General features: G+C 52.1%; 19 protein-coding genes. 12 read left to right on the top strand and 7 right to left on the bottom strand.

The features are described from left to right. Nucleotides 1-143 precede the first annotated feature (143 nt). From FCN78_RS11255 to FCN78_RS11245, 3 genes are all read right to left on the bottom strand, one after another. Complete coding sequence (locus FCN78_RS11255; protein ID WP_176719640.1) at nt 144-776, bottom strand: TIGR04211 family SH3 domain-containing protein; 633 nt, start codon at nt 774-776, stop codon at nt 144-146. 110 nt (nt 777-886) lie between these two features. Beyond that, nucleotides 887-2,143, bottom strand: coding sequence for an inorganic phosphate transporter (locus FCN78_RS11250; RefSeq protein WP_077659278.1), 1,257 nt, complete (start codon nt 2,141-2,143; stop codon nt 887-889). A 28-nt stretch (nt 2,144-2,171) separates the two neighbouring features. Then, nucleotides 2,172-2,852: a TIGR00153 family protein gene (locus FCN78_RS11245; protein ID WP_069361714.1), complete on the bottom strand. Its 681-nt coding sequence runs from the start codon at nt 2,850-2,852 to the stop codon at nt 2,172-2,174. 223 nt (nt 2,853-3,075) lie between these two features. Here FCN78_RS11245 and FCN78_RS11240 point away from each other — a divergent pair, with 223 nt between their 5' ends. The 3 genes from FCN78_RS11240 (at nt 3,076) to glnE (ending at nt 9,487) form a co-directional block, all read left to right on the top strand. Next, complete coding sequence (locus tag FCN78_RS11240) at nt 3,076-4,599, top strand: CYTH and CHAD domain-containing protein (RefSeq protein WP_077599753.1); 1,524 nt, start codon at nt 3,076-3,078, stop codon at nt 4,597-4,599. Between the two features lie 341 nt (nt 4,600-4,940). Further along, a complete protein-coding gene (locus tag FCN78_RS11235) occupies nt 4,941-6,542 on the top strand; it encodes a methyl-accepting chemotaxis protein (protein WP_077659277.1) in 1,602 nt (533 codons plus the stop codon). Between the two features lie 98 nt (nt 6,543-6,640). Further along, nucleotides 6,641-9,487, top strand: a complete 2,847-nt coding sequence (gene glnE / locus FCN78_RS11230; RefSeq protein ID WP_077659276.1) for a bifunctional [glutamate--ammonia ligase]-adenylyl-L-tyrosine phosphorylase/[glutamate--ammonia-ligase] adenylyltransferase — start codon at nt 6,641-6,643, stop codon at nt 9,485-9,487. Nucleotides 9,488-9,543: 56 nt separating this feature from the next. On the opposite strand, the gene lpxL is transcribed toward glnE, so the two are convergent. Continuing rightward, nucleotides 9,544-10,473, bottom strand: coding sequence for an LpxL/LpxP family Kdo(2)-lipid IV(A) lauroyl/palmitoleoyl acyltransferase (gene lpxL, locus FCN78_RS11225; protein ID WP_077659275.1), 930 nt, complete (start codon nt 10,471-10,473; stop codon nt 9,544-9,546). Nucleotides 10,474-10,668: 195 nt separating this feature from the next. On the opposite strand from lpxL, the gene hldE reads away from it, so the two are divergent. Next, nucleotides 10,669-12,096, top strand: coding sequence for a bifunctional D-glycero-beta-D-manno-heptose-7-phosphate kinase/D-glycero-beta-D-manno-heptose 1-phosphate adenylyltransferase HldE (gene hldE / locus FCN78_RS11220; protein ID WP_077659274.1), 1,428 nt, complete (start codon nt 10,669-10,671; stop codon nt 12,094-12,096). 80 nt (nt 12,097-12,176) lie between these two features. Here the strand turns inward: hldE and tolC are convergent, their stop codons facing one another. Then, entirely contained in the window at nt 12,177-13,490 is a 1,314-nt protein-coding gene (tolC, locus tag FCN78_RS11215; protein ID WP_077649469.1) for an outer membrane channel protein TolC, read from the bottom strand. A 273-nt stretch (nt 13,491-13,763) separates the two neighbouring features. Here tolC and nudF point away from each other — a divergent pair, with 273 nt between their 5' ends. From nudF to idi, 8 genes are all read left to right on the top strand, one after another. Continuing rightward, on the top strand, nt 13,764-14,402 hold the full coding sequence (gene nudF / locus FCN78_RS11210; protein ID WP_069361722.1) for an ADP-ribose diphosphatase: 639 nt from the start codon (nt 13,764-13,766) through the stop codon (nt 14,400-14,402). A 13-nt stretch (nt 14,403-14,415) separates the two neighbouring features. Beyond that, nucleotides 14,416-14,862 (top strand): DUF1249 family protein, encoded by a 447-nt coding sequence (locus FCN78_RS11205; RefSeq protein ID WP_077459426.1) that lies wholly within the window; start codon nt 14,416-14,418, stop codon nt 14,860-14,862. Nucleotides 14,863-14,884: 22 nt separating this feature from the next. Then, complete coding sequence (gene cpdA, locus FCN78_RS11200; protein WP_077650655.1) at nt 14,885-15,709, top strand: 3',5'-cyclic-AMP phosphodiesterase; 825 nt, start codon at nt 14,885-14,887, stop codon at nt 15,707-15,709. Beyond that, entirely contained in the window at nt 15,703-16,290 is a 588-nt protein-coding gene (yqiA, locus tag FCN78_RS11195; RefSeq protein WP_162274072.1) for an esterase YqiA, read from the top strand. The genes cpdA and yqiA overlap by 7 nt, the downstream gene beginning before the upstream one ends. 180 nt (nt 16,291-16,470) lie before the next feature. After that, nucleotides 16,471-18,363, top strand: a complete 1,893-nt coding sequence (gene parE, locus FCN78_RS11190) for a DNA topoisomerase IV subunit B (protein ID WP_077659328.1) — start codon at nt 16,471-16,473, stop codon at nt 18,361-18,363. Nucleotides 18,364-18,388: 25 nt separating this feature from the next. After that, entirely contained in the window at nt 18,389-20,638 is a 2,250-nt protein-coding gene (parC, locus tag FCN78_RS11185) for a DNA topoisomerase IV subunit A (protein WP_077659273.1), read from the top strand. Between the two features lie 97 nt (nt 20,639-20,735). Beyond that, nucleotides 20,736-21,470, top strand: coding sequence for a 1-acylglycerol-3-phosphate O-acyltransferase (locus FCN78_RS11180; protein WP_069361726.1), 735 nt, complete (start codon nt 20,736-20,738; stop codon nt 21,468-21,470). 14 nt (nt 21,471-21,484) lie between these two features. Further along, the gene (gene idi, locus FCN78_RS11175) at nt 21,485-22,033 is read left to right on the top strand and encodes an isopentenyl-diphosphate Delta-isomerase (protein ID WP_077659272.1); all 549 of its coding nucleotides are present in this window, start codon (nt 21,485-21,487) and stop codon (nt 22,031-22,033) included. A gap of 120 nt (nt 22,034-22,153) precedes the next feature. On the opposite strand, the gene FCN78_RS11170 is transcribed toward idi, so the two are convergent. Together FCN78_RS11170 and FCN78_RS11165 are read right to left on the bottom strand one after the other, a co-directional pair. Further along, entirely contained in the window at nt 22,154-22,546 is a 393-nt protein-coding gene (locus FCN78_RS11170; protein WP_069361728.1) for a RidA family protein, read from the bottom strand. A gap of 68 nt (nt 22,547-22,614) precedes the next feature. After that, on the bottom strand, nt 22,615-23,103 hold the full coding sequence (locus tag FCN78_RS11165) for an arginine repressor (protein ID WP_077521713.1): 489 nt from the start codon (nt 23,101-23,103) through the stop codon (nt 22,615-22,617). Between the last annotated feature and the right edge of the window lie 46 nt (nt 23,104-23,149).

Here is a 23,149-nt window from a genome sequence, read left to right as displayed (position 1 = left end):
TAATGACACAGAGAAGAGACAATCACGTTTTCCGTGAATGATTGAAGTATACATACAGCCTAGCAGCACGCCTACCGTGTGCTTAAAAGGACGCTATAAGGATCGCAATAAAAAAGGCTGCCAATGCAGCCTTTCATAAACGATTATGCCCAGCCGTCGCGGCGACGTTTTTTGCGTGGGATAAGGTGTGGGAGAATCAGGCCAAACAGTAAGCCTCCGCCAGCCACCATGCCGCCGTAGGTGAACCAACGCATCAGAAGATCATCTTTTTGGGTGTCTATTTTGGCGCGTAAGGCGCGGATTTCGCTTTGCGCATCAATCAATTTTTTATTGAGTTCGCTGCTGTGTGCTTCGAGCTTCTCGATCTGCGCGTTACGCTGTTTAAGCGACTCAGCCAAGCCTTTTTGCTGTGCTTTGGCATCATCTTTTGCACTGGCCAAGGCGGATTTAACCTCTTTCAGTTCAGCTTCTAAGGCAGGCACTCGTTCTTTTAAGCCCGGCTGCGTGGTGACGTAGTCACTTTTTACCCAGCCTTTGCGGCCACGGCTATCAACCAGTTGGGTATAGCCCTCATCGCGATTACGTTTTAGCACAGTGACTTTATCACCCGCATCAACACTGCCGATAATGCGATATTGTGTGCCCGGGCCAGCGTGCATATAAGTAAACAAATCATCAGAAATATAGTTTTCTGCCATCGCTCGAGGCGCGGCAACGAGAACGAACAGCAATACGAGAGCAGAATACAGGTGTTTCACGTCTGGGGTCCTTTGCATAATTTCAGTGTGGGACACATCGGCTTTGCTGGGCATAGTGCCATAGGCGTAAAAGAAAGGGGAGCCATGCCCCCCTTTTTTTGACTGTGATTTGACATCATCGGCGCTTGTTACGCAAACAGCGAGGTCATCACTTGGTAAAAGATCACAGCCAACAAGGCTCCCGCGGGTAGAGTGATCAGCCACGAGGCAACAATATTCCGTACCACTCCCAAATTGAGTGCGGCAATACCGCGAGCAAAGCCCACGCCTAAGACGCCGCCGACTAAGGTTTGGGTGGTCGAAATAGGGAGGCCAGTGCCTGAGGCGAGCACAACCGTACTTGCGGTCGCCAGTTGCGCGGCAAAACCACGACTTGGGGTAAGCTCAGTAATGCCCGAGCCCACGGTCGCCATGACTCTATGTCCCATGGTGGCAAGGCCGAGTACAATCCCCGCGCCACCCATCGGTAAAATCCACCAGGCGATTTGTGCTTTTTCCGCTACGGCACCGAGGTTTTGCACCGTGGCCACAATGGCCGATAGTGGACCAATCGCATTGGCCACATCGTTTGAGCCATGAGCAAAGGCCATGGCACAGGCAGTGACGACCATCAGGAGGCTAAATATCCGCTCAACGCCCTGAAATCCTAGGTTTTCATCGCCGCGATACTTTCTAGAAATATAATAAACACCAAAAAACATCACCAGTGCAGACAAGACAATTGAGGCACTCACCGACTCTAGCGTGCTCAAGTGTAAACCAACATGTTTGAGCCCTTTTTTAATGGTGACCATCGCGATAATAAACGCGGTGAGGAACATATAAAGCGGGACGAAACGTTTGGCATTCAGGACAGGACGGTCGGTATCAAAAATCAGTCGTTGTGCACTTAGGAATATAAAGTAAGCGAACAAGCCAGAGATAAAAGGGGTGATAATCCAACTGCCAACGATACCTTGCACCGTGTGCCAATCGACGGCATCTGCGCCAACCGATAGGCAGGCGAAGCCAATAATGGCACCAATGATGGAATGGGTGGTGGAGACGGGCCAACCCATGAATGAGGCAAGTAATAGCCAAGAGCCTGCCGCCAATAACGCGGACATCATGCCAAAGACGAGTTCTAGTGGTTGGTCAGCATACAAGCTGGTGTCAATCACGCCTTTGCGAATGGTGTTTGTGACCTCGCCACCGGCTAAATACGCGCCGGCGAATTCAAATATCATCGCCACAATAATGGCTTGCTTGACGGTGAGTGCTTTTGAGCCCACGGAGGTGCCCATCGCGTTCGCGACGTCATTGGCACCAATACCAATTGCCATTAAAAAACCAAAAGCCGCGGCGACCATGATCAGTATGGTCCCGTGATTCATCAGGATTTCCATTGTAATACCTTGTTGTTACATCACTCGGTTAGGAACGGGAAAGCATGACCTCTAAGCGCGCACCCACACGTTGCGCCTGGTCAGCAATTTCACCGACCCACTCGAGGATTTTGTACAAGAACATGACGTCAACAGGGTTGTACTCCTGCTCAACGGCCATTAATGCTTGGCGAAGTTGGATTTGCATAGAATCGGTATCGTCTTCAATCACATCCAACTGATGAATCATTTCGGCGACTAAGGTGACTTCGCGCCCTTTAAAGCCCGTTTCAAGCAGCTCTTCAAGCTCGTTGATCACGCGGCGTGCTTGCGCGGCAGCATCTAAGCATCGCTGCACATAGGCGATAAAAGCATCATTCATGGAGGGGGGCATACGCAGCTGACGGCCTATCACACGGCCGGCAATATCCTTGGCTAAATTTGCCAGCTTGTCTTGCTGGGTGAGGAGCTCGAGCATGTCCGTACGATCAACGGGCATAAAGAGGCCTCGAGGTAACTTAAGCCGAATATTGCGTTTCAGGGTATCAGCATCTTTCTCTATCTCAGAGATTTGATGGCGGAGTTGGTTTGCTTTGTCCCAATCTTGTTGCTCGCAAGCATGAAAGAAGGGGACCAGTAGTTCACAACAATCGTTTACACGATTGACGTGACGCTGCAGTGGTTTAATGGGACTCTTCGCAAAGAGCCCGACAATTGTATTGACTGGCATAGCCGTAATCTACCTGGTTGCCTCGAGCCCAGTGGGCAAAAAAGAGAGGCCAAACGTTCAACGATGGTATATCGGAGCGGCGATGGTAGCGCAGAACATAGGCTAAAGAAATAGCTTTTGTGATCTCTGCCTCAGTGCGCATGATCAAGCCTGGTAGTGATAGCGCTTGCCGACAGGATCAATTGTTCATATCCTTGTCAGGCAATTGGCGATAGGTACCCGTATGGACACTGAGATAGAGCTCAAATTTTTTGTCTCTTCTGACTTTTCTCATCGCATTCGCGATAAAATTGTCAGTATAAAACAGCTACAGCAAAGCCAGCGTGAGCTGGGAAACATCTACTTCGATACGCCAGATTTTACCCTACGTAAACACGATATCGGTTTGCGGGTGCGTCGTTTTGATGGTGTGTACATTCAAACCCTCAAAACGGCAGGTCGGGTCGTGGCGGGGCTGCATCAGCGCCCAGAGTACAATGCCGAGCTTAACGGGCCTGAACCTGATCTTTCTTTGATCCCAGTCGATGCATGGCCCGATGATCTGGATGTTGATGCACTCAGCCAAGCTCTCCAGCCGTTGTTTTCCACCGATTTTGTGCGTCAGCAATGGCTGCTAGCAACGGATGACGGTAGCCAAATCGAATTGGCGAGCGATCAAGGCGAGGTCTCTACCGAAGCCGGCGATAAGGACGTGATTTCTGAGGTGGAGCTGGAGCTGATTTCCGGGCAAACCGATGCCTTGTTCTCGCTGGCACGCAGTCTGGCGGATGAAGGCGGCCTGCGCCTCGGCAATTTGAGCAAGGCGGCGCGTGGCTATCGTTTAGCGACAGGCTATCAGGGCGATCCGGTGAAAGCCTTATCCATCGTTAAACTCGGCGCGGATGATAGCCAAGAAAAAGCCCTGATTCGGATCCTCGAACACGCACTGAGCCACTGGCACTATCATGAGCAGATTTATATTGAACGCGAATCACTCGAGGCGTTGCAAGAAATTCGCTATGCCGTCTTGTTGATCCGACAAGCGTTTGTCTTATTCGGCGGTGTGGTGCCGCGCCGAGCAAGCAGTCTACTTCGTCAAGAGCTGCAATGGTTTGAAGGTGAGCTGGCGTGGCTCGATGACGCGCGGACCAATGCCCGGCTGTGTGAAGACAAAGGCCAATATCTGCGTAAATTAAATGCGCGAAAAACCTTGGTGAAAAGTTTGAAGGCTGAACAAGCACGATTGCCTGAGCGTGAGGACATTGTCTCGCTGCTACATACATCACGGTATTGTAATTTACTGCTCGATTTAAGTCGTTGGATCCTTTCGAAAGGTTGGCAACCGTTTTTAGATGATAAAGCGGCGGATAAGCTTGCCCAACCGATTCAACGTTTGGCCGATAAAGCGCTCCCTGAATCTTGGCATGAATTGCTTGACGCGTTTGATGAAACGAAGCCACTGACGCGGCATGATTACTTTGACCAATACCCTCGCTTGCAACGCAATTTGTTACTAGGCACCTGCTTGGCCTCTTTGTATGACAAAAGTCGGCGTAAAGCCTTCCGCCTGCCTTGGCTCGATATGTTGCAAGGCATTGAGGCGCTACGCTTGCTCGAACCGGTACGTGAGCGCGTGGTCGAGATTGACGATGAAGAGGACAAAAAACAGGCAGAGAAATGGTTGGCCCGCAAAGAAGAGTCACTGTTTCATGCCATGACGCAAAGCCGTCAAACAGGATTACGTCTCACCCCGTATTGGCAAGAGTAAGCGAACGAGAGTGATAAAAAGCAACCTGGAGGTTGCTTTTTTTATGCGTGCCTTTATGCGGTTACCTTGCTTGAGTACCCAGTCGCACTGCCTGAGTCGATCCGGTAAAACCGCCTTTGGGATCAATATTTTTGGCGCTTTTTTACGTTATAAACAGGCAAGGTGCATGATGATAATTTGATTAACTTATCATTATGGGCATTGTTTATGGGCAAATTTCACAAATACGGTAAACAAGGATTCAGTGAGGATGAGGTTTGCCGATATAACATCACTCAGTATTAATAACCGCCCGTTTTGCAGTCAGTTGGCTTGATAACGGACATGGAGCTTTCAGGATTATGGCTAAACATACCTTCTATGCGTGGGAAAAACCCGTTACCAATCTGCGCTTGATCCCAAAACTCGTGATTCTTATGGTCTTTAGTACCATTATTCTGGTCGGTAAGCAGATGTGGGATGCGAACACGTTTCGCCAGTCCGTGATTGATTTTACTCTGAATCAGACCCAAGAGCTTGCACAATCGAGTGCGGCCATGACCGGCACCCTCATCGATCAGCCGGATGGGGAACGCTTGATGCGAGAGGCGGTAGATACCATGAACGCCGAATTCAGCGAAGGGGCGTATTTATATTTGGTCAATGGCACCACTCGCCAAGTCTGGTCTCACCCTTCAATGCGCCAGTTTGACGCGTTACGCGTGCCGGATGAAAGCACTGGCACCGATGTCGCTGACTTATTTCTCAATCAGTCAGGTGCGTTTAGCTATACCGTTTATGACGGTGGCCGTCATGGCTATGCCGTGCCCGTCGGCGGCAGTGATTGGTGGCTCGTGGCATCACAACCGACGTCTGAGGCGCAGGCGTATTACCAAGATTATATGATTCAGGTCGCGTGGCAAACCGCGCTGATGATTGTCTGTTTCATGGTTATTTTGCTGGGCGGTTCTAATATTATGCTACGGCAAATCAACTATTTGACCGATAGGATTCGTGCGTTGGCGAATCGCGATTTGAGCGAGCCGATTGAAATGAATAGCCAAGACGAGTTCGGTGATTTAGCCCGTGAGCTGGAAAGATCGCGTCAGCAATTGGTGGATGTGATTAACGCGCAGCGCCAAGCGTCGGATGATCTTTCTTCTCTGGCTGAGATTATGACGATCAGCATGTCGGAAACCAAAGAGTCATCGCAAGAGCAGTTCTCTGAGATGGATCAGCTCGCCTCAGCGATGAGTGAGATGAGTGCAACCGTGCAAACCGTCGCTGAGCACACGCGAGAGGCGGCCAAAGCGACCGAAACCTCTAGCCAACAGGCTAACAGTGGCCAAGCGCACGTGAGCAGTACCATCCAAACCATCAATGAGCTGTCCAACGACATCAGCGAGTCATCTCAGGTCGTGGGGCAAGTCGATGCCCAGGTGGAGAAAATCGGTACTGTCGTGGTCACCATTCAAGGAATTTCAGAGCAAACCAACCTTCTGGCACTCAATGCCGCGATAGAAGCCGCACGAGCCGGTGATACGGGGCGTGGTTTTGCGGTGGTGGCTGATGAAGTACGCAAGCTGGCGCAACACACCCAAGAAGCCACGGTGGAAATTCAAGACATGATCACCCAGTTGCAGCAAAGTGCGCAAAAAGCGGTGGGCTTGATGGATCGCAGTGTTTCCGAGGCCAAGACAGGCGTCGAGTCAGTGAGCCAGGCTGGCGGAGAGCTTGAGCAAATCGTCACGCAAATCCAATCGCTCAATGACATGAACTTCCAAATCGCTTCCTCGGCAGAACAACAAGCGTCAGTGGCCGGTGAGATGAACCAAAACCTCACCAACGTTAAAGATTTGGTCCAGGCATCGGTGACGGTGGCGGGCGAACTGCATGAAACGGCAGAGATGGTTGAACAAAGTGCGCAATCACTTAAAGATAAAATTGAGGCCTTTAAAGTCTAACCACGTTTGAGGTTTTATCCCGTAATCAACAACGGCTCGCTGCATCGGCGAGCCGTTTTTGTTAGTGTCGAGACAGGACGATAGCAAAAGGACTGCCCATGGTACTCTCTGACTCGCTTGCCGCTTGCTTGCACCAGCACTGGACACGATTAAACGAATTTGCCCCTGACGCCGTGCCGCAATGGCAAGGCGCGGCGCGTGAGCGACTCGAGCAGGCCTTAGCGTGTAGCGAGTTTGTCGCCAAGGCATTAACTCAAACCTCTGGCCTTCTCGACTGGCTCTATCAGCATCATCAGCAAGCCTCGCGTGAGCGGACATATCAAGCTGAGCTGAGTCAGATGTTGGACGCGGTGATCGATGAGAGCGAGTTTCACCGTCAACTCCGTCGGCACCGCCAGCGTGAACTCGTATGGATAGCGTGGCAAGAGATCCACAATCAATGGCCAGTTGAGCAAGGTTTACAGCACTTATCAGCCCTTGCGGAAGCGCAAATCTTATCGGCTTATCAATGGCTCTATCAGCGCGCCTGTCACGACTGGGGGACCCCTATGAGCCCTGAGGGTGAGCCGCAGCCGATGCTGATTTTGGGCATGGGCAAACTCGGTGGCGGCGAGCTTAACTTCTCTTCAGATATCGACCTGATCTTTACCTACCCTGAGGCGGGAGAAACCCAGGGCGCGAGAAAAAGCATCGCCAATGCGCAATTCTTTACTCGGCTAGGGCAGCGCTTGATCAAAGCACTTGATCAACCCACGGTGGGCGGTTTTTGTTATCGGGTTGATATGCGCCTGCGTCCCTTTGGCGATAGTGGCCCTTTGGTGATGAGCTTTTCCGCACTCGAAGATTACTACCAAGAACAAGGGCGTGATTGGGAGCGCTATGCGATGGTGAAAGCGCGCGTGATGGGTAAAGAGCAGTATGACTGCTATCAAACCTTACGCCAGATGCTACGCCCGTTTGTCTTCCGTCGTTATATCGACTTTAGTGCCATTCAAGCGTTGCGGCGGATGAAACAGTTAATCCAACGAGAGGTACGCCGGCGTGGCTTAACCGACAATATTAAGCTGGGTGCAGGAGGCATTCGGGAGATTGAGTTTATTGCTCAGTCGTTTCAGCTTATTCGTGGCGGCCGAGAGCCCAGTTTGCGCCAGCGCGGCTTACTCGACACCTTAGATGCGATTGCGGAACTGGAATTATTGCCCACCGCTGAGGTAAGCCAATTAAAGGCCGCGTATTGCTATTTGCGCCGGGTAGAAAACCTCCTACAAGCGATTGATGACAACCAAACGCAGACCCTGCCCGATAACGACCTTGATCGTGAGCGGCTTTGTCACGCCATGGGGGTCAATGACTGGACGCGCTTACAGGCCGATATCACCCAGCATATGCAAGCGGTTAATCAAGTATTTTCCGGCTTGATTGGCGAAGATGAGCAAGAAACAGAGACGGATGTCGACACTGAGTATCATGATCTATGGGCGATGGCGCGCGATGTAGAAAACGCCCACTTGATCTTAGCGGGCTTAGATCTACCGGACACCAATATTGCTGAGCAGTTATTGGCGTTTAAACAAGAGCTGGCTAAGCGCACAGTGGGGCCGCGAGGACGTGAGGTGCTCAACCGTCTGATGCCGGTGATGTTAAGCAAGCTACTGACGTTGCCGCAACCGCAGCAGGTGTTGCCACATATCACCCACCTGTTACTCAATATCTCGACACGGACGACCTACTTAGAGCTGTTGGATGAGCACCCCGGGGCGATCGATCAGCTGTTGCGGCTTTGTACGGCCAGCCCGATGGTAGCAGAGAAGTTAGCACGTTATCCTTTGCTACTGGATGAGCTGCTCGATTTAACCCATTTGTATCAACCTTTAGCGCCCGATGCCTATCGTAGCGAATTACGCGATTATCTTGCCCGTATCCCGGTTGAGGATATGGAGCAACAAATGGAAGCGGTGCGTCAGTTTAAGCAAGTTCAGTTATTAAAAATTGCCGCGGCGGATATCGCGGGTGTGCTGCCCGTGATGCGCGTCAGTGATCATTTGACTTACTTGGCCGAAGCGATTGTGGAGGCGGTGGTTAATCAGGCCTGGCACCAAATGGTGGAAAAATATGGCCAACCGACACACTTAGGCGAGCGAGAGGGACGTGGTTTTGCGGTGATTGGCTACGGCAAGTTAGGCGGATGGGAGCTGGGTTATAATTCCGATCTCGACGTGGTTTTTCTCCATGATTGCCCCGCGGATGTTGAGACTGACGGACGCAAAGTGATTGATGGTCGGCAGTTTTATCTGCGTCTGGCCCAGCGCATCGTCCATCTTTTCTCTACGCGTACACCTTCTGGGGTACTCTATGAAATAGACACGCGCCTTCGCCCTTCTGGCACCTCTGGAATGCTAGTCAGTACACTGGACGCTTACGCGGATTACCAGCAAAACGAAGCCTGGACATGGGAGCACCAAGCGTTGGTGCGTGCGCGCATGATATATGGTGATCCTCAGCTTGAGTCGGCGTTTACCCAGGTGCGCCATCATATTCTCGCTGCGCCGCGAGACACACAGACATTACGAGAGCAAGTCAGTGGCATGCGAGAAAAAATGCGTCAGCATAAAGCGACAGGACAAAAAGAGACCTTCTCCATCAAACAAGACGCTGGTGGGATCACTGATATCGAGTTCTTAGCCCAGTACCTGGTACTCGGCAACAGTGCCACACAACCTGCGTTAACCCGTTACAGCGATAATGCGCGCATTTTTGAGCAAGCCGGAGAGCTGGAGGTGATGCCACTGGCGCAGGCGGCGGGGTTAAAGTCGGCCTATACGCGGATGCGCAATGCGCTTCATCGCAGCCATTTGGCGGGTGAGAGTGGCAAGGTGGAGGCTGATGCCTTTATCGATGAGCGCGAAGCCGTGCAACAAGCTTGGCAACAGTGGTTTGATGGGTAAGTGAAGTAGCGCGCCTTGCCTCAACCATCAGGCCGCGATTGGCGGCCTGTATGGGGCTATATTCCCTCATATAAGGAAGGTTCACCCTCTGGGCGAGTTTTAAAACGGCGATGCAACCACATGTATTGCTCAGGGGCGCGCAGGATCAAACGTTCAACCGCTTGGTTAGTGATCACGGCTGCGGCATGCGCTTCTTTAGGGAAATCCGTTATCGGCGGGTCGATTTTAACGCGGTATTGGCCAAGCCGTCGCTCTCTTACCACAGAAAACGGTACCACGGTAGCGTGACCGGCATGGGTCAACAAACTGGTACCTGTGGTGGTACAAGCGTGTTTGACCGCAAACAGCGGAGCAAACGTTGAGCGGCGGCGACCATAATCATGATCGGGTGCATACCATACACGATGGCCTTCTTTGAGATAGTGGATCATCGATTTGACGTCTTTGCGATCAACCCCAATATTGCGCTTCATCCGGCCACGGAATTGAAACCAGTCATACACAGGGTTGGTATTGGGGCGATACACCCCCACGCCGGGTGTTTGTTCACTGAGGCCACGCCCACCTATTTCAAGGTTGAGAGAGTGCACTGCGACCAACAACACCCCCTTACCTTGCTGCTCAAGTTCAAGCAGAGTATCTAGCCCTTCAATGGTGAAATGCTTTTGTATCCGCCATTTGGGCCAAAACCATGCCATGCCGGTTTCGAACAAGGCAAGGCCAGCGTTGGCAAAGTTTTCTTTCACCATCGCAGCACGGTTAGCGGGCGTCATCTCTGGAAAGCACAGCGCTAGGTTACGGTCGGCAATTTTAACGCGTCGTTTCATCAATGTATGCATCAAGTAACCCAAGCCGCGGCCTACATAGAATTGGACGCGATAAGGCAGCCAGCTAGCCAGATACATTAACCCGACGCCGAGCCAGGTATGAAGATAGCGAGGGTGAAGAAACCCAAGGCGAAAAGTGGGGGCTGAAAAATCGCTCATAGCGTTAATGACTCATGAAAACCAAACCAGAAAGAGCCGTAAGGCCCGCGCCATTGTAGAGTAAATTCTTGGCGCTGTCCTGCGCGAGTGTGCGCAGTGAGTGTTGAGATTGTGCGCAGCACACGCCTGAGAGCGCCCCATTTAGCCTACGGCTATGCTACTATCGCTCGGTAACGACAGTATTCGGAGATCCAGATGAAACTCAGCCTTCCTGACTACAGCCAATCCAATGTTCTGGTCGTCGGCGATGTAATGCTCGATCGCTATTGGTATGGACCGACTGGACGCATTTCCCCAGAAGCGCCTGTCCCCGTAGTGAAAATCAATCAAACGGAAGAACGCCCTGGTGGCGCGGCAAACGTGGCGATGAATATCGCAGCCTTGGGTGGACAGACTCAGCTGATTGGTCTGACGGGCAAGGATGAACAGGCTGACGCGCTCACGCAAACCCTCGACTCGTTAAATGTTAACTGTGATTTTGTGGCGCTGGACTCGCATCCCACCATTACTAAGCTTCGAGTCATGAGCCGTAACCAGCAGTTGATTCGTCTGGATTTTGAAGAGGGATTTGCGGGGGTGGATGTGGCACCCATGCTGGCCAAAGTCGAAGCGGCACTGCCCAAGACGCAGGCGATGATCTTATCGGACTATGCCAAGGGCGCGCTGGCCGAGGTACAAACATTGATTCAGGCCGCCAAACAAGCGGGTGTCACCACCTTAGTGGATCCTAAAGGCACGGACTTTGAACGCTACCGTGGCGCCAGTCTGCTGACGCCAAACCTAACTGAATTTGAAGCCGTAGCAGGCACAGTGACGGACGATCAAAGCTTGGAAGAAAAAGGCTTGGCGCTGATTAAGCAGTACGAACTTGGTGCCTTGTTGGTCACCCGTAGTGAACATGGGATGACATTGCTGCGCCCAGATGCCGCGCCGCTGAACTTGCCAACGCTTGCCAAAGAAGTGTACGACGTCACAGGGGCTGGCGATACCGTGATATCGGTACTGGCAGCATCCTTGGCCGCGGGCAAACCGATAGAGCAAGCCTGTGCACTGGCTAATGCCGCTGCCGGTGTGGTGGTGGGCAAGTTGGGTACTTCAACCCTCTCCACTATCGAGCTAACCGAAGCGGTACACGGATCGCACGAGTCTGGTTTTGGCGTCACCACCGAAGCGCAGCTGATTGATGCGGTGCATGTCGCTCAAGGGCGAGGTGAGAAAGTGGTGATGACCAATGGCTGCTTTGATATTTTGCATGCAGGCCATGTGGCGTACCTCAATGAGGCCGCCAAACTGGGCGATCGCTTGATTGTGGCGGTGAACACCGACGCATCGGTACAGGCTTTGAAAGGGCCTGGCCGCCCGGTTAATCCAACTGATCGACGGATGGCGGTGCTAGCAGGACTGGGCGCGGTCGATTGGGTCGTTCCTTTTGGCGAAGAAACCCCCGCGCGCCTGATTGGCGAAGTCTTGCCCGATATGCTGGTTAAAGGCGGTGATTATCAGGTCAACGAGATTGCCGGTGCCGAGGCGGTGCTCGCCAATGGGGGAGAGGTCAAGGTGCTTAACTTTGAAGATGGCTGCTCCACCACAGAAATCATTGAGTCGATTCGGCGTGGGCAATAGCGCCTCTTGCCCTATCAATTGAAGACAATAAAAAAGGTGCCCGTCGGCACCTTTTTGCATACTAGAGCCTTAAGCGTGAATCAATCTTGTTTCACCAGCCCTTGGTTAATATCGAGCAAGTCTTGCTCAGACAAGGTGCCCATCGCTTGGTGTAAGCGCAAATGACTGAGAATATAGTCGTAGCGTGCATTGGAGAGGTTACGGTTGGCATCGTAAAGGCGACGCGTGGCATCCAAAACATCGACAATGGTACGTGTACCCACTTCAAAGCCGGCTTCTGTCGCTTCTAACGCAGAGCGCGCAGAAACCACGGTTTGCTCATAGGCACGCAGGGCACCAATTGAGGCATTGATGTCGTTATAGAAGGCGCGCACATCTTTTACCGTGCTGCGGTATTTGGCTTCCAGGCTTTGTGACGCGGCCACATACTCATGCTGCGCCTTTTCCACATTGGCCGAGGTGCTGCCGCCAGTGAACAGTGGCAAGCTAAAATCGAGGCTGGCAGTGCCTTGGTTGTAATCAGAGGAATAGACATCGCTGTGCTGATTATCGTTATCCGTCATCCCGTATTGTGCGCTGAAGGTCAGCGTGGGCAGGTGGCCGGTTTTGGCCAGCTTAATCTGCTCTTTGGCGGTATCACGGGCAATGCGGTTGGCGAGCAACTCGAGGTTTTTCTCTTCGGCGACTTTGACCAGTGCGGCCGGTTGCTGCTGCGGGTTACTGGCACTAAAGCGCTCAGTGTCCAGTACGCGTAAGTCTCTCGGGGCTTGGCCGGTGATCTCACGCAAGCCTTCATAGCTGTTGGTGAGCGCATTTTCGGCCAAGATTTCATCGGCGAGCACAGCGTCATACTGCGCTTGAGCGTCATGCACATCGGTAATCGCCGAAAGGCCCACTTCAAAACGTTGCTTGGTTTGTTCAAGCTGACGGCCCACGGCCGCTTTTTCTGCCTGAATAAACTCAAGCTTGTCCATGGCGCGGAGCACGTCAAAATAGGCTTGTGCCACGCGTAGCATTAACCCTTGCTGCTGGGCAGCATAGGTCGCATCTAGCTGGCGGGCCTGCATTTCGCTGATATCCAAGTTGACCCAGCTATCACGTTTGAAAAGCTGTTGGCTTAAGCTGATATCGGCACTGGTGACATCGTTGTCGCGAGTGTCATCGGTATCATTACGGGTAATGGCGTATCCCGCATTTAATGCAATTTGTGGTAGCAAGGCGCCACGGGTCGCATCGACGGCAGAAAACGCTGCGTCGCGCTCGGCGGCCGCTTGATTAAGAGTGGGATCGCTTTGCTTCGCTTGTTGATAAATTTGGGCGAGATCATCGGCAAGGGCTGCACTGCTTACGCTGCCGAGTGCCAAGCTTAACGCCAAAGGGAGCAATTTTTTCATAGATGGAATCCCTGAATCTGTGCGATTGGATAAATAAACGTCCACTAGCTTACCGCAATTATGCTTGCGTGAAACTGACAATTTGTTAGGACATTGAGTGTAAACTATCCAATTTGCAAATGGGACTGAAAAATAGTTGTAACTTTTATCAAAAAAGTTAAGTTTGTGGGGTGCGAGAAAGACGCGCGTTGCCGATCGGCACAGGCCAGCGGGTCTAGGCGTGACTCAGCACTTCAGTTTGTCAGCTCGTGTCAGCGAGGATAAGGAGCCCGCATGTCAGACTATCCGCCCGGACAATTCGATCGCGACGATATTGTGATCGAGGATATTTCGCCGCTTTATCAAGGTTTCTTTTCCATTCAGCGCTATCAGTTTCGCCATCGTTTGTTTGAAGGCGGCTGGAGTGGCTCTGTGGTGCGGGAGTTGTTTGAACGTGGCCACGCGGTGGCTGTTTTGCCGTATGATCCCGTCCGTGATGAAGTGGTGATGCTTGAGCAAATCCGCGTGGGGGCGATGGCAGCAGGCGCGACACCATGGCAACTGGAAATTGTGGCTGGGATGATAGACAAAGACCAATCCCCCGAGCAGGTTGCCCACCGTGAAGCGAGAGAAGAAGCGGGGCTATTACTGCATCAAATGGAGCGTGTTACCCGTTATCTATCCAGCTCTGGTGGCTGCTCTGAACAGTTGGATGTGTTTGTCGCGATTGTTGATGCCTCGGAAGCTGAAGGCGTACACGGCCTCGACAGTGAAAACGAAGACATTTTGGTGCATCGATTGTCTCGCCAACACGCCTATCAAAAAGTGGTTGATGGCGAGATTGAAAACGCCGCCTCAATCATTGCGTTGCAATGGTTGGAACTCAATGCCAGTCGGTTACGTCAAAGCTATAATGAACAAAACAGTAAATAGACAGTAGGTGCGTGTGAAAACAGAATATCGCGTCGACTTGCCAGCGATGATGCGCTTGTATGAAACCAACTATGCCAAACTTGTCCGTTTGATGCCCAAGCGTGACGAGGTGGGACAGGTGTGTCGATACGATATCCAAGGGCAGGAATATGCCTTGGTCGTGCGTGAGTCAACCCGCTATACCACCTTACTGGATATTGCGCAGTTGAGCCCAGGCGCCGCACCCGATTACTTACGTGCTAACCTGACAGTGCGCTTGTATCACGATGCACGGGTCGCGGAAGTGTGTACCACGCAGCAGATTTCACGCTTAAAACCACGTTATGATTACCCGAATCCGCGTATGCATCAGCGCGACGAAAAACATCAGGTTAATGCATTTTTATCGGATTGGCTTGGCCACTGCCTACGCCGTGGCGTGGTGGCGTCTGATCCTATGTATAAATCATCGTTAAACTAAACCAGCAAAGGTATTTTCAACGTTGCAGTCTTGCCAGATAGATAACGCCGACGGCGATTGTATTCGTCTTTTGCAAATCACCGACACACACCTGTTTGCGAGTGAGCAGGGTAGCTTGCTGGGTATTAATACGCTTCGCAGCTACCATGCGGTGCTGGATGCCATCAGTGCCACTGACCCGACTTTTGACGCTATTATTGCCACGGGGGATCTGTCCCAAGATCACTCTGCCTTATCGTATCGTCGTTTTGTCGACGGTATCGCCCGGTGGTCACAGCCTTGCTTTTGGCTTCCGGGGAATCATGATTATCAGCCAGAAATGAGCGCGGTATTACAGTCAAATACCCTTCGCTCTTGCTCGCAAGTCCTGTTGGGGGAGCACTGGCAAATGGTGCTGCTCGACAGTCAGGTGGCCGGTGTGCCGCACGGTGAGTTATCACAAGCGCAACTGAACCTTTTGGATACACACTTAAGCGCGCACCCTGAACGTCATGCGTTGGTGTTGCTGCACCACCATCCGTTGGATGCAGGAAGCACCTGGTTAGATCAGCACAAACTGGCTAATCGAGAGGCATTCTGGCAAGTGATGGCGCGTCACCCTCAAGCGAAAATTGTGGTGTGTGGGCATATTCATCAGGCATTGGATGTGGGTTATCAAGGCACGCGTGTGATGGCGGCGCCCTCCACCTGTATCCAGTTTATGCCGGACTCACACGACTTTGCGCTCGACAACCAGAACCCAGGTTGGCGCTGGCTTGAGCTGTATGACGACGGACGCGTAGACACGCAAGTGGTGCGTATAACCGGTCAGCATTTTCGGCCAGACTTCGATTCCAGCGGATATTAATCATGCCATCAGCGTTGCTTTATCTTCATGGCTTTAACAGCTCGCCGCAATCGTTAAAGGCGAGACAGATGCAAGCCTATTGCGCCCAACATCGTGGTGATATTGAGGTGTTGGTGCCACAACTGCCCAGTCACCCTGAGCCCACCGTGCAGTTGCTGACAGAACTGATCACGCGCTTTAGCGAAACCCATCGGCTGGGTTTGGTGGGAAGTTCGTTGGGGGGCTTTTTGGCCACCTGGCTGAGTGAGCGTTATCAACTGCCCGCTGTGCTGGTTAATCCCGCCGTTCGCCCTTACGAACTCTTGCAAGATTATGTTGGGGAACAAGTTAATCCTTACACCCAAGAACGCTACACCCTCGAGGCCGCCGATATCCACGCCCTGCGTGAGATTGATGTGCCTGTCTTATCTCATCCTGAGCGATTTTGGTTATTGCAACAGGAAGGTGATGAGGTGCTGGACTATCGCCAAGCAGTGGAAAAATTTAGTGCCAGTCAACAAACGGTTGAGCCGGGAGGCGACCATAGCTTTGTGGGCTTTGAACGTTACTGTGGGGATATCCTCCAGTTTCTTGGTATCTAGCGCACTATCACGCCAGAGGCATTGAAACAGAGGCACGCAGACGCAGGCTCGTGCTATCTTAGCCTTTACTTCCCAGCAGACGGATAGCAGCTCACAGAAACTTGTGGCAATCTGGCACCGCGCTTGACAAGCGGATCCCCCTTGCTGACCATGTCATCACATTTATTAAGCCAATCGATTATGACAGAACAAAATTATAACGCAGGATCGATAGAAGTCCTCAATGGGCTCGAGCCCGTGCGCCGACGCCCCGGTATGTATACAGATACCAGTCGCCCTAACCATCTTGGGCAGGAAGTCATCGACAATAGTGTTGATGAAGCGTTAGCCGGCCATGCCAGCAAGATTGATGTGATTCTCCATGCCGATCAGTCACTGGAAGTGATCGATGATGGTCGCGGGATGCCGGTTGATATTCACCCTGAAGAAGGCGTCTCTGGGGTTGAGCTGATTCTATGCAAACTGCATGCAGGCGGTAAGTTCTCCAACAAAAGCTACCAATTTAGCGGTGGTTTACACGGGGTGGGGATCTCCGTGGTCAACGCATTGTCTCATCGGGTAGAGATTACCGTTAAGCGCGATGGTCAAGTCTACGACATTGCCTTTGAAAATGGCGACAAAGTACAAGATTTAACCGTGACCGGTACCTGTGGTCGTCGCAACCGTGGTACGCGTGTGCATTTTTGGCCAGACGGCCAGTTTTTTGACTCTGACAAGTTTTCACTTACCCGTCTTAAAACCATCTTAAAAGCCAAGGCGGTGCTGTGCCCGGGATTGACGGTCAATCTCACTGATAAAAACACCGACGAGACCACGTCCTGGTGTTACCAAGATGGGTTGAAAGACTACCTGGCTGACAGTGTCAAAGGCTATGAAGTCCTGCCGGAAACACCTTTTATCGGCGAATTCAGTGGTCAGACCGAAGCGGCGGATTGGGCGGTTATTTGGTTACCTGAAGGGGGCGAGCTAACCACAGAAAGCTATGTCAACCTGATCCCAACGGCACAAGGTGGCACGCATGTGAATGGCTTGCGCCAAGGGATGCTGGAAGCGATGCGCGAATTCTGTGAGTTCCGTAACCTTCTCCCGCGCGGCGTTAAGCTGACCGCCGACGATATCTGGGAGCGTTGTGCCTACGTGCTCTCGGTTAAAATTCAAGACCCACAGTTTGCGGGGCAAACCAAAGAGCGCTTGTCCTCTCGTCAATGTGCGGCGTTTGTGTCTGGGGTGGTCAAAGATGCCTTTAGTTTGTGGCTCAATGAGCGTCCCCACCTTGCTGAGCGTTTGGCGGAAGTGTGTATTGCCAGTGCCCATCGTCGCATGCGTGCCGCGAAAAAGGTGGTGCGTAAGAAGGTGGCATCAGGCCCCGCGCTACCTGGAAAGCTCACAGATTGTGCGATGCAAGACTCGAGTCGCACCGAGCTATTTTTGGTCGAGGGTGACTCGGCAGGTGGGTCAGCTAAGCAGGCTCGGGATCGCGAATTTCAAGCGGTGATGCCGCTTCGAGGTAAGATCCTCAATACATGGGAAGTCTCCGCAGACCAAGTATTGGCCTCTCAAGAAGTACATGATATCTCTGTGGCGCTGGGCATTGACCCTGATTCTGGGGACTTGGGGAATCTTCGTTACGATAAAATCTGCATCCTCGCCGATGCGGACTCCGATGGCCTACATATTGCGACCTTGCTATGTGCACTCTTTATGCAACACTTTAGAGCCTTGGTTCAGGCTGGTCATGTGTATGTGGCAATGCCGCCGCTTTACCGCATCGATTGTGGCAAGGAGGTCTTTTATGCCTTGGATGAAGATGAAAAAGCAGGGATCCTTGAGCGTTTGAGCAATAAACGCGGCAAAATCAATGTGCAACGCTTTAAAGGTTTGGGGGAAATGAACCCGTTACAGCTGCGTGAAACCACCATGGATCCCAATACTCGTCGCCTGGTTCAGCTCACTATTGATGATGATGAGCAGACGCAGCAATTGATGGATATGCTGCTGGGTAAAAAACGGGCAGAGGATCGCCGCCATTGGCTGCAGCAAAAAGGCGATATGGCCGAGCTTATCGATATCTAAATTACTATAACGGGATCTTATTCGCATGACAGAGGTGACTTATGATGGGGTAGAGCAGCTTGCTCTGCGCCAGTTCACTGAGGACGCATACCTCAATTACTCGATGTACGTCATCATGGATCGCGCACTGCCGTTTATCGGCGATGGCTTAAAGCCAGTGCAGCGCCGGATCATTTACGCGATGTCAGAGCTGGGGCTATCTGCCACGGCAAAATATAAAAAATCGGCGCGTACTGTCGGGGATGTATTGGGTAAATACCATCCTCATGGCGACTCGGCGTGTTACGAGGCCATGGTATTGATGGCCCAGCCGTTTTCCTATCGTTATCCGCTGGTGGACGGTCAGGGTAACTGGGGGGCGCCTGACGATCCTAAATCGTTTGCGGCGATGCGTTACACGGAATCACGCTTATCACGCTTCTCTGAAGTGTTGCTGCAAGAACTCGGGCAAGGGACGGTTGAATGGGGGCCTAATTTTGATGGCACCATGAAAGAGCCTAAAACCTTGCCGGCACGCTTACCGCATATTCTCCTCAATGGGATCACCGGGATTGCGGTGGGGATGGCGACAGATATTCCGCCACATAATGCGCGTGAACTTGCTAATGCCTTGGCCGCAATGATCGATAAGCCGAGCCTAGACTTAGACGGTGTACTGGAGCATGTGCAGGGGCCTGACTACCCCACCGAAGCGGAAGTGATCACGCCGAAGTCAGATTTGAAAAAGCTCTATGCTAGCGGCCGTGGCTCTATCAAAATGCGCGCGCTGTGGCATAAAGAAAGCAATGAAATCGTGATCACTGCGCTGCCTCATCAAGTGTCAGGCGCTAAGCTGCTAGAGCAAATCGCCAATCAAATGCGGGCGAAAAAGCTGCCGATGGTGGACGATCTCCGTGATGAGTCGGATCATGAAAACCCGACTCGGATTGTGATTGTGCCGCGCTCTAACCGTGTCGATTGTGATCAACTGATGGATCACTTGTTCGTCTCGACCGATCTAGAGAAGAATTACCGCGTTAACCTCAATATGATTGGCCTGGATGGACGCCCGCAAGTCAAAGGCTTACAGGGCATTTTATCTGAGTGGTTAACGTTCCGCCGCCAGACGGTGAGACGTCGCCTTGAGCATCGGCTGGAAAAAGTCCTCGCTCGCCTGCATATTCTGGAGGGCTTACTCGCCGCTTACCTGAACATTGATGAGGTGATTGAAATCATCCGCAGTGAGGATGAGCCAAAAGCCGAGCTGATTGCACGTTTTGGTTTGAGCGAGAAACAGGCAGAGGCGATCCTTGAGATCAAATTACGCCAGTTAGCCAAGCTTGAGGAAATCAAGATCCGTGGTGAGCAAGATGAATTGAGCAAAGAGCGCGATAAGCTCGAGAAACTGCTTGGCTCCGATCGTCGCTTGAATACCTTAATCAAAAAAGAAATCCTCGCGGATGCGGAAAAATACGGGGACGACCGCCGTTCCCCGCTGGTTGAGCGAGCAGAGGCCAAAGCGTTAACCGAGCGTGACTTGGTCCCCAGCGAACCCATCACTGTGGTGCTCTCAGATAAAGGGTGGATCCGCCACGCCAAAGGGCATGATGTGGATGCCTCTGGCCTTAACTACAAAGCAGGCGATAAGTTCCTCGACGCAGCACCGGGCAAAATTAATCAACCCGCGGTTTTCCTGGGTTCTGATGGTCGCAGTTATGCCATAGAGTCGCACACCTTGCCATCAGCACGCAGCCAAGGTGAGCCGATTACCGGGCGAATTAATATCACCCCAGGCTCGTCGATTCGTCATGTACTAATGGCCGATGAGGGACAGTTCACATTGGTGGCCTCGGATGCCGGTTATGGGTTTGTCTGTAAGCAAGCGGATATGTTATCCAAAAACCGCAGCGGTAAGGCCTTACTGACCGTGCCTGATCAGGCTGAAGTGATGCCGCCACGCCAGGTTGTGGATTTGGAAAGCGATTTGATTGTCGCGATTTCCAATGAAGGCCGCATGCTGGTGTTCCCGGTCCATGAGCTTCCGCAACTGAGTAAAGGGAAAGGGAATAAGATCATTAATATTCCTGGCGCACGTGCCAAATCACGTGAAGAGGTGTTAAGTCAACTGTATGTGGTGCCAGCCAATGCCGGGGTGACCTTGCATGCTGGGAAACGCAAACTGACCTTAAAACCGGATGATCTCACGCATTATCGTGGCGAGCGAGGTCGACGAGGCAGTATGCTGCCGCGTGGTCTTCAGCGTGTCGATCACATCGAGATCCTGCCCGAACGCTAAGTCGCTACCGCCCCTGACTCCAGGGGCGGAGCGGGTGCATTTTTGCGCTGAATCGGTATACTGACTCGCCTTTCACGCCTGCTCTTTGGAGAGAGAAATGATTTTTGTCGTGCGACTGCTGGCTTTATTGATTGTCGCTGTTTTACTGTTTGTTTTTGGTGGGTTGTATTGCTTGTTAAGCCCTCGCAATCCTCGTAATTGCTACCATATCAGTAAGTGGTTTGGACGCCTCTCTGTTTTGTTCGGGATTCGCCTTGAACTGCGCTTCGCGGAAGGGGCCCCGCGTGAGCCTGGCGCTAGCGTGTGTATTGCCAACCACCAAAGTAATTGGGATATGGTGACCTTATCGAATGCGTTGATGCCTGGCGCGGTCACCGTGGGGAAGAAAAGCCTGTTATGGATCCCCATTTTTGGCCAGCTGTATTGGCTCACGGGCAACGTGTTGATTGATCGTGCCAATCGCAGTAAAGCCATGGGCACCATTGCACAGGTGACAGAGAAAATCCGAGCCAAACAATTGAGCGTATGGTTATTTCCTGAAGGGACACGCTCACGTGGACGTGGTTTGTTACCTTTCAAAACCGGCGCATTTCATGCTGCTATTGGCGCGAACGTCCCCTTGATTCCAATCGTATGTAGCTCGACACATCACCTAAAAGCGAACCGTTGGAACAACGGCCATGTGATTGTTGAAGTGATGGCGCCGATTTCGTCAACGGGCTACGATAAAGACAATGTCCGTGACCTCGCTAAGCATTGCCATCAGGTGATGAAAAACAAGCTCGAACAGCTTGATGCAGAAGTGGCGGAGCGCAACCAAGGCGTTCGCTAATTGAGGATAGGTTTATGACTTCAACCCAGCGCCACCATGTGGTTTTGGTCTCACCGAGCGGTGAACCTCAAGGGATCGCTGAAAAGTTGGAGGCCCATCAGCAAGGATGGCTGCACCTGGCCTTCTCAGTGATGTTGTTTCGTTGCAACGAACAGGGTGAGCGTGAGTACTTGCTGCAGCGTCGCGCGTTGGACAAGTATCACAGTGGCGGGCTGTGGACCAATACGTGCTGCTCGCACCCCAAACAAGATGAGCCGGTTGCAGCGGCGGCGAAACGGCGTTTATACGAAGAGCTAGGCATTGCGCGCCCGCTTGATTTTACCCTAGGCTCTTGTTTTGAATACCGTGCCGAGTTGGATAACGGGTTGATAGAGCATGAATGGGACCAAGTCATCGCCTGTGAAGTCAGCCATGTCGACATGATCCCTAACCCAGATGAAGTAGCAGACTGCCGCTGGTGGTCTGAAGGGGAAGTCAAGCAGGCGATGGTGGATGCTCCCGAGCGCTTCACCGCTTGGTTTGCTGACGTTTTATCACGTATCGATGTGATGGCGCGCTGTTGATAAGCGTGCGCTATGCAACCACGAGATAAAAAAGCGGCGCCTGGAGGCGCCGGTTTTGCATTAGCTTTTGGTTGAAGTAGCTTTTCGCTGAAATAGCTTTTCGTTGCCGTCGCTTACCAATTAGGCTTGGCGCACCGCAATCGCTTCAATTTCGATATCAACATCCTTGGGCAGGCGTGCGACTTCAACGCATGAACGAGCAGGATAGCTTTCCACACCGTGCTCATCGAAGAACGCACCATACACTTTGTTGACATCGGCAAAGTCTTCCATGTTTTTGACAAACACAGTGAGCTTAACAATATCATTCACTTTAAGCCCAGCAGCTTCAACCACTGCTTTCACGTTGTCGAGAGACTGACGGGTTTGTGCGGTGATTTCAGGCGAGATCTGGCCAGTCACTGGGTTGACGGGAATTTGACCTGAGGTCAGCACCATGTTGCCAAGGTCAACGCCTTGCGAATACGGACCAATAGCTTCTGGTGCCTGCTCGGTTTGCAGTACTTGGGTCATTGTTAGTTCCTTTGTTATAAAAAGCGACACCTATAGTCTGCAACGGTTAGCTTGCCACGTAAAGCCGTTTACTCAGGGGCGAGGCGGTCTCGAACCACTTGTTCGCAGGCAGCAAGCTCATTGAGCTGGCGGGGGGCCACCAGGACAGTGTCGTTCCCGCCAACCGTTCCTAAGATCAAAGGATGTCGGTGCAAGTCGAGTAAGCGAGCGATCAACTGTGCGCCGCCTGGATGCGTTTTCACGACCACCATGGCTTGGCTACAGGTGATGTCATCGATTTGCGAGCCGACAGAAGATACCGCGTAGACAGGCTCCATCTCTCCACTGAGCGCGTAAACCTTTTGCCCATGTGCATTGGGCACTTTGGCGACGCCGAGCTTGGATAGTAGGCGTGAAACGGTGGACTGGCTGACATCAAGATAGCCAAGTTGAACCAATTGCTGGCGCACGGCGTCTTGGGTGGTAAAGCTTTGCGTTTGCAGCAGGTGTCGACACGCAGAGAGGATATCGTCCTCCGGTGTGGCGGTTTCTACCGATAGAATTGCATCATTAACCACGGGCAACCCCTTATAATAAACGGCATTTCACGTCGATATCAGTGTA

Source organism: Salinivibrio kushneri (genome assembly GCF_005280275.1).
Taxonomy (GTDB): Bacteria; Pseudomonadota; Gammaproteobacteria; order Enterobacterales; family Vibrionaceae; genus Salinivibrio; species Salinivibrio kushneri.
The sequence above is the reverse complement of the archived record's forward strand: the minus strand, read 5'-3'. Positions and strand labels throughout refer to the sequence as shown.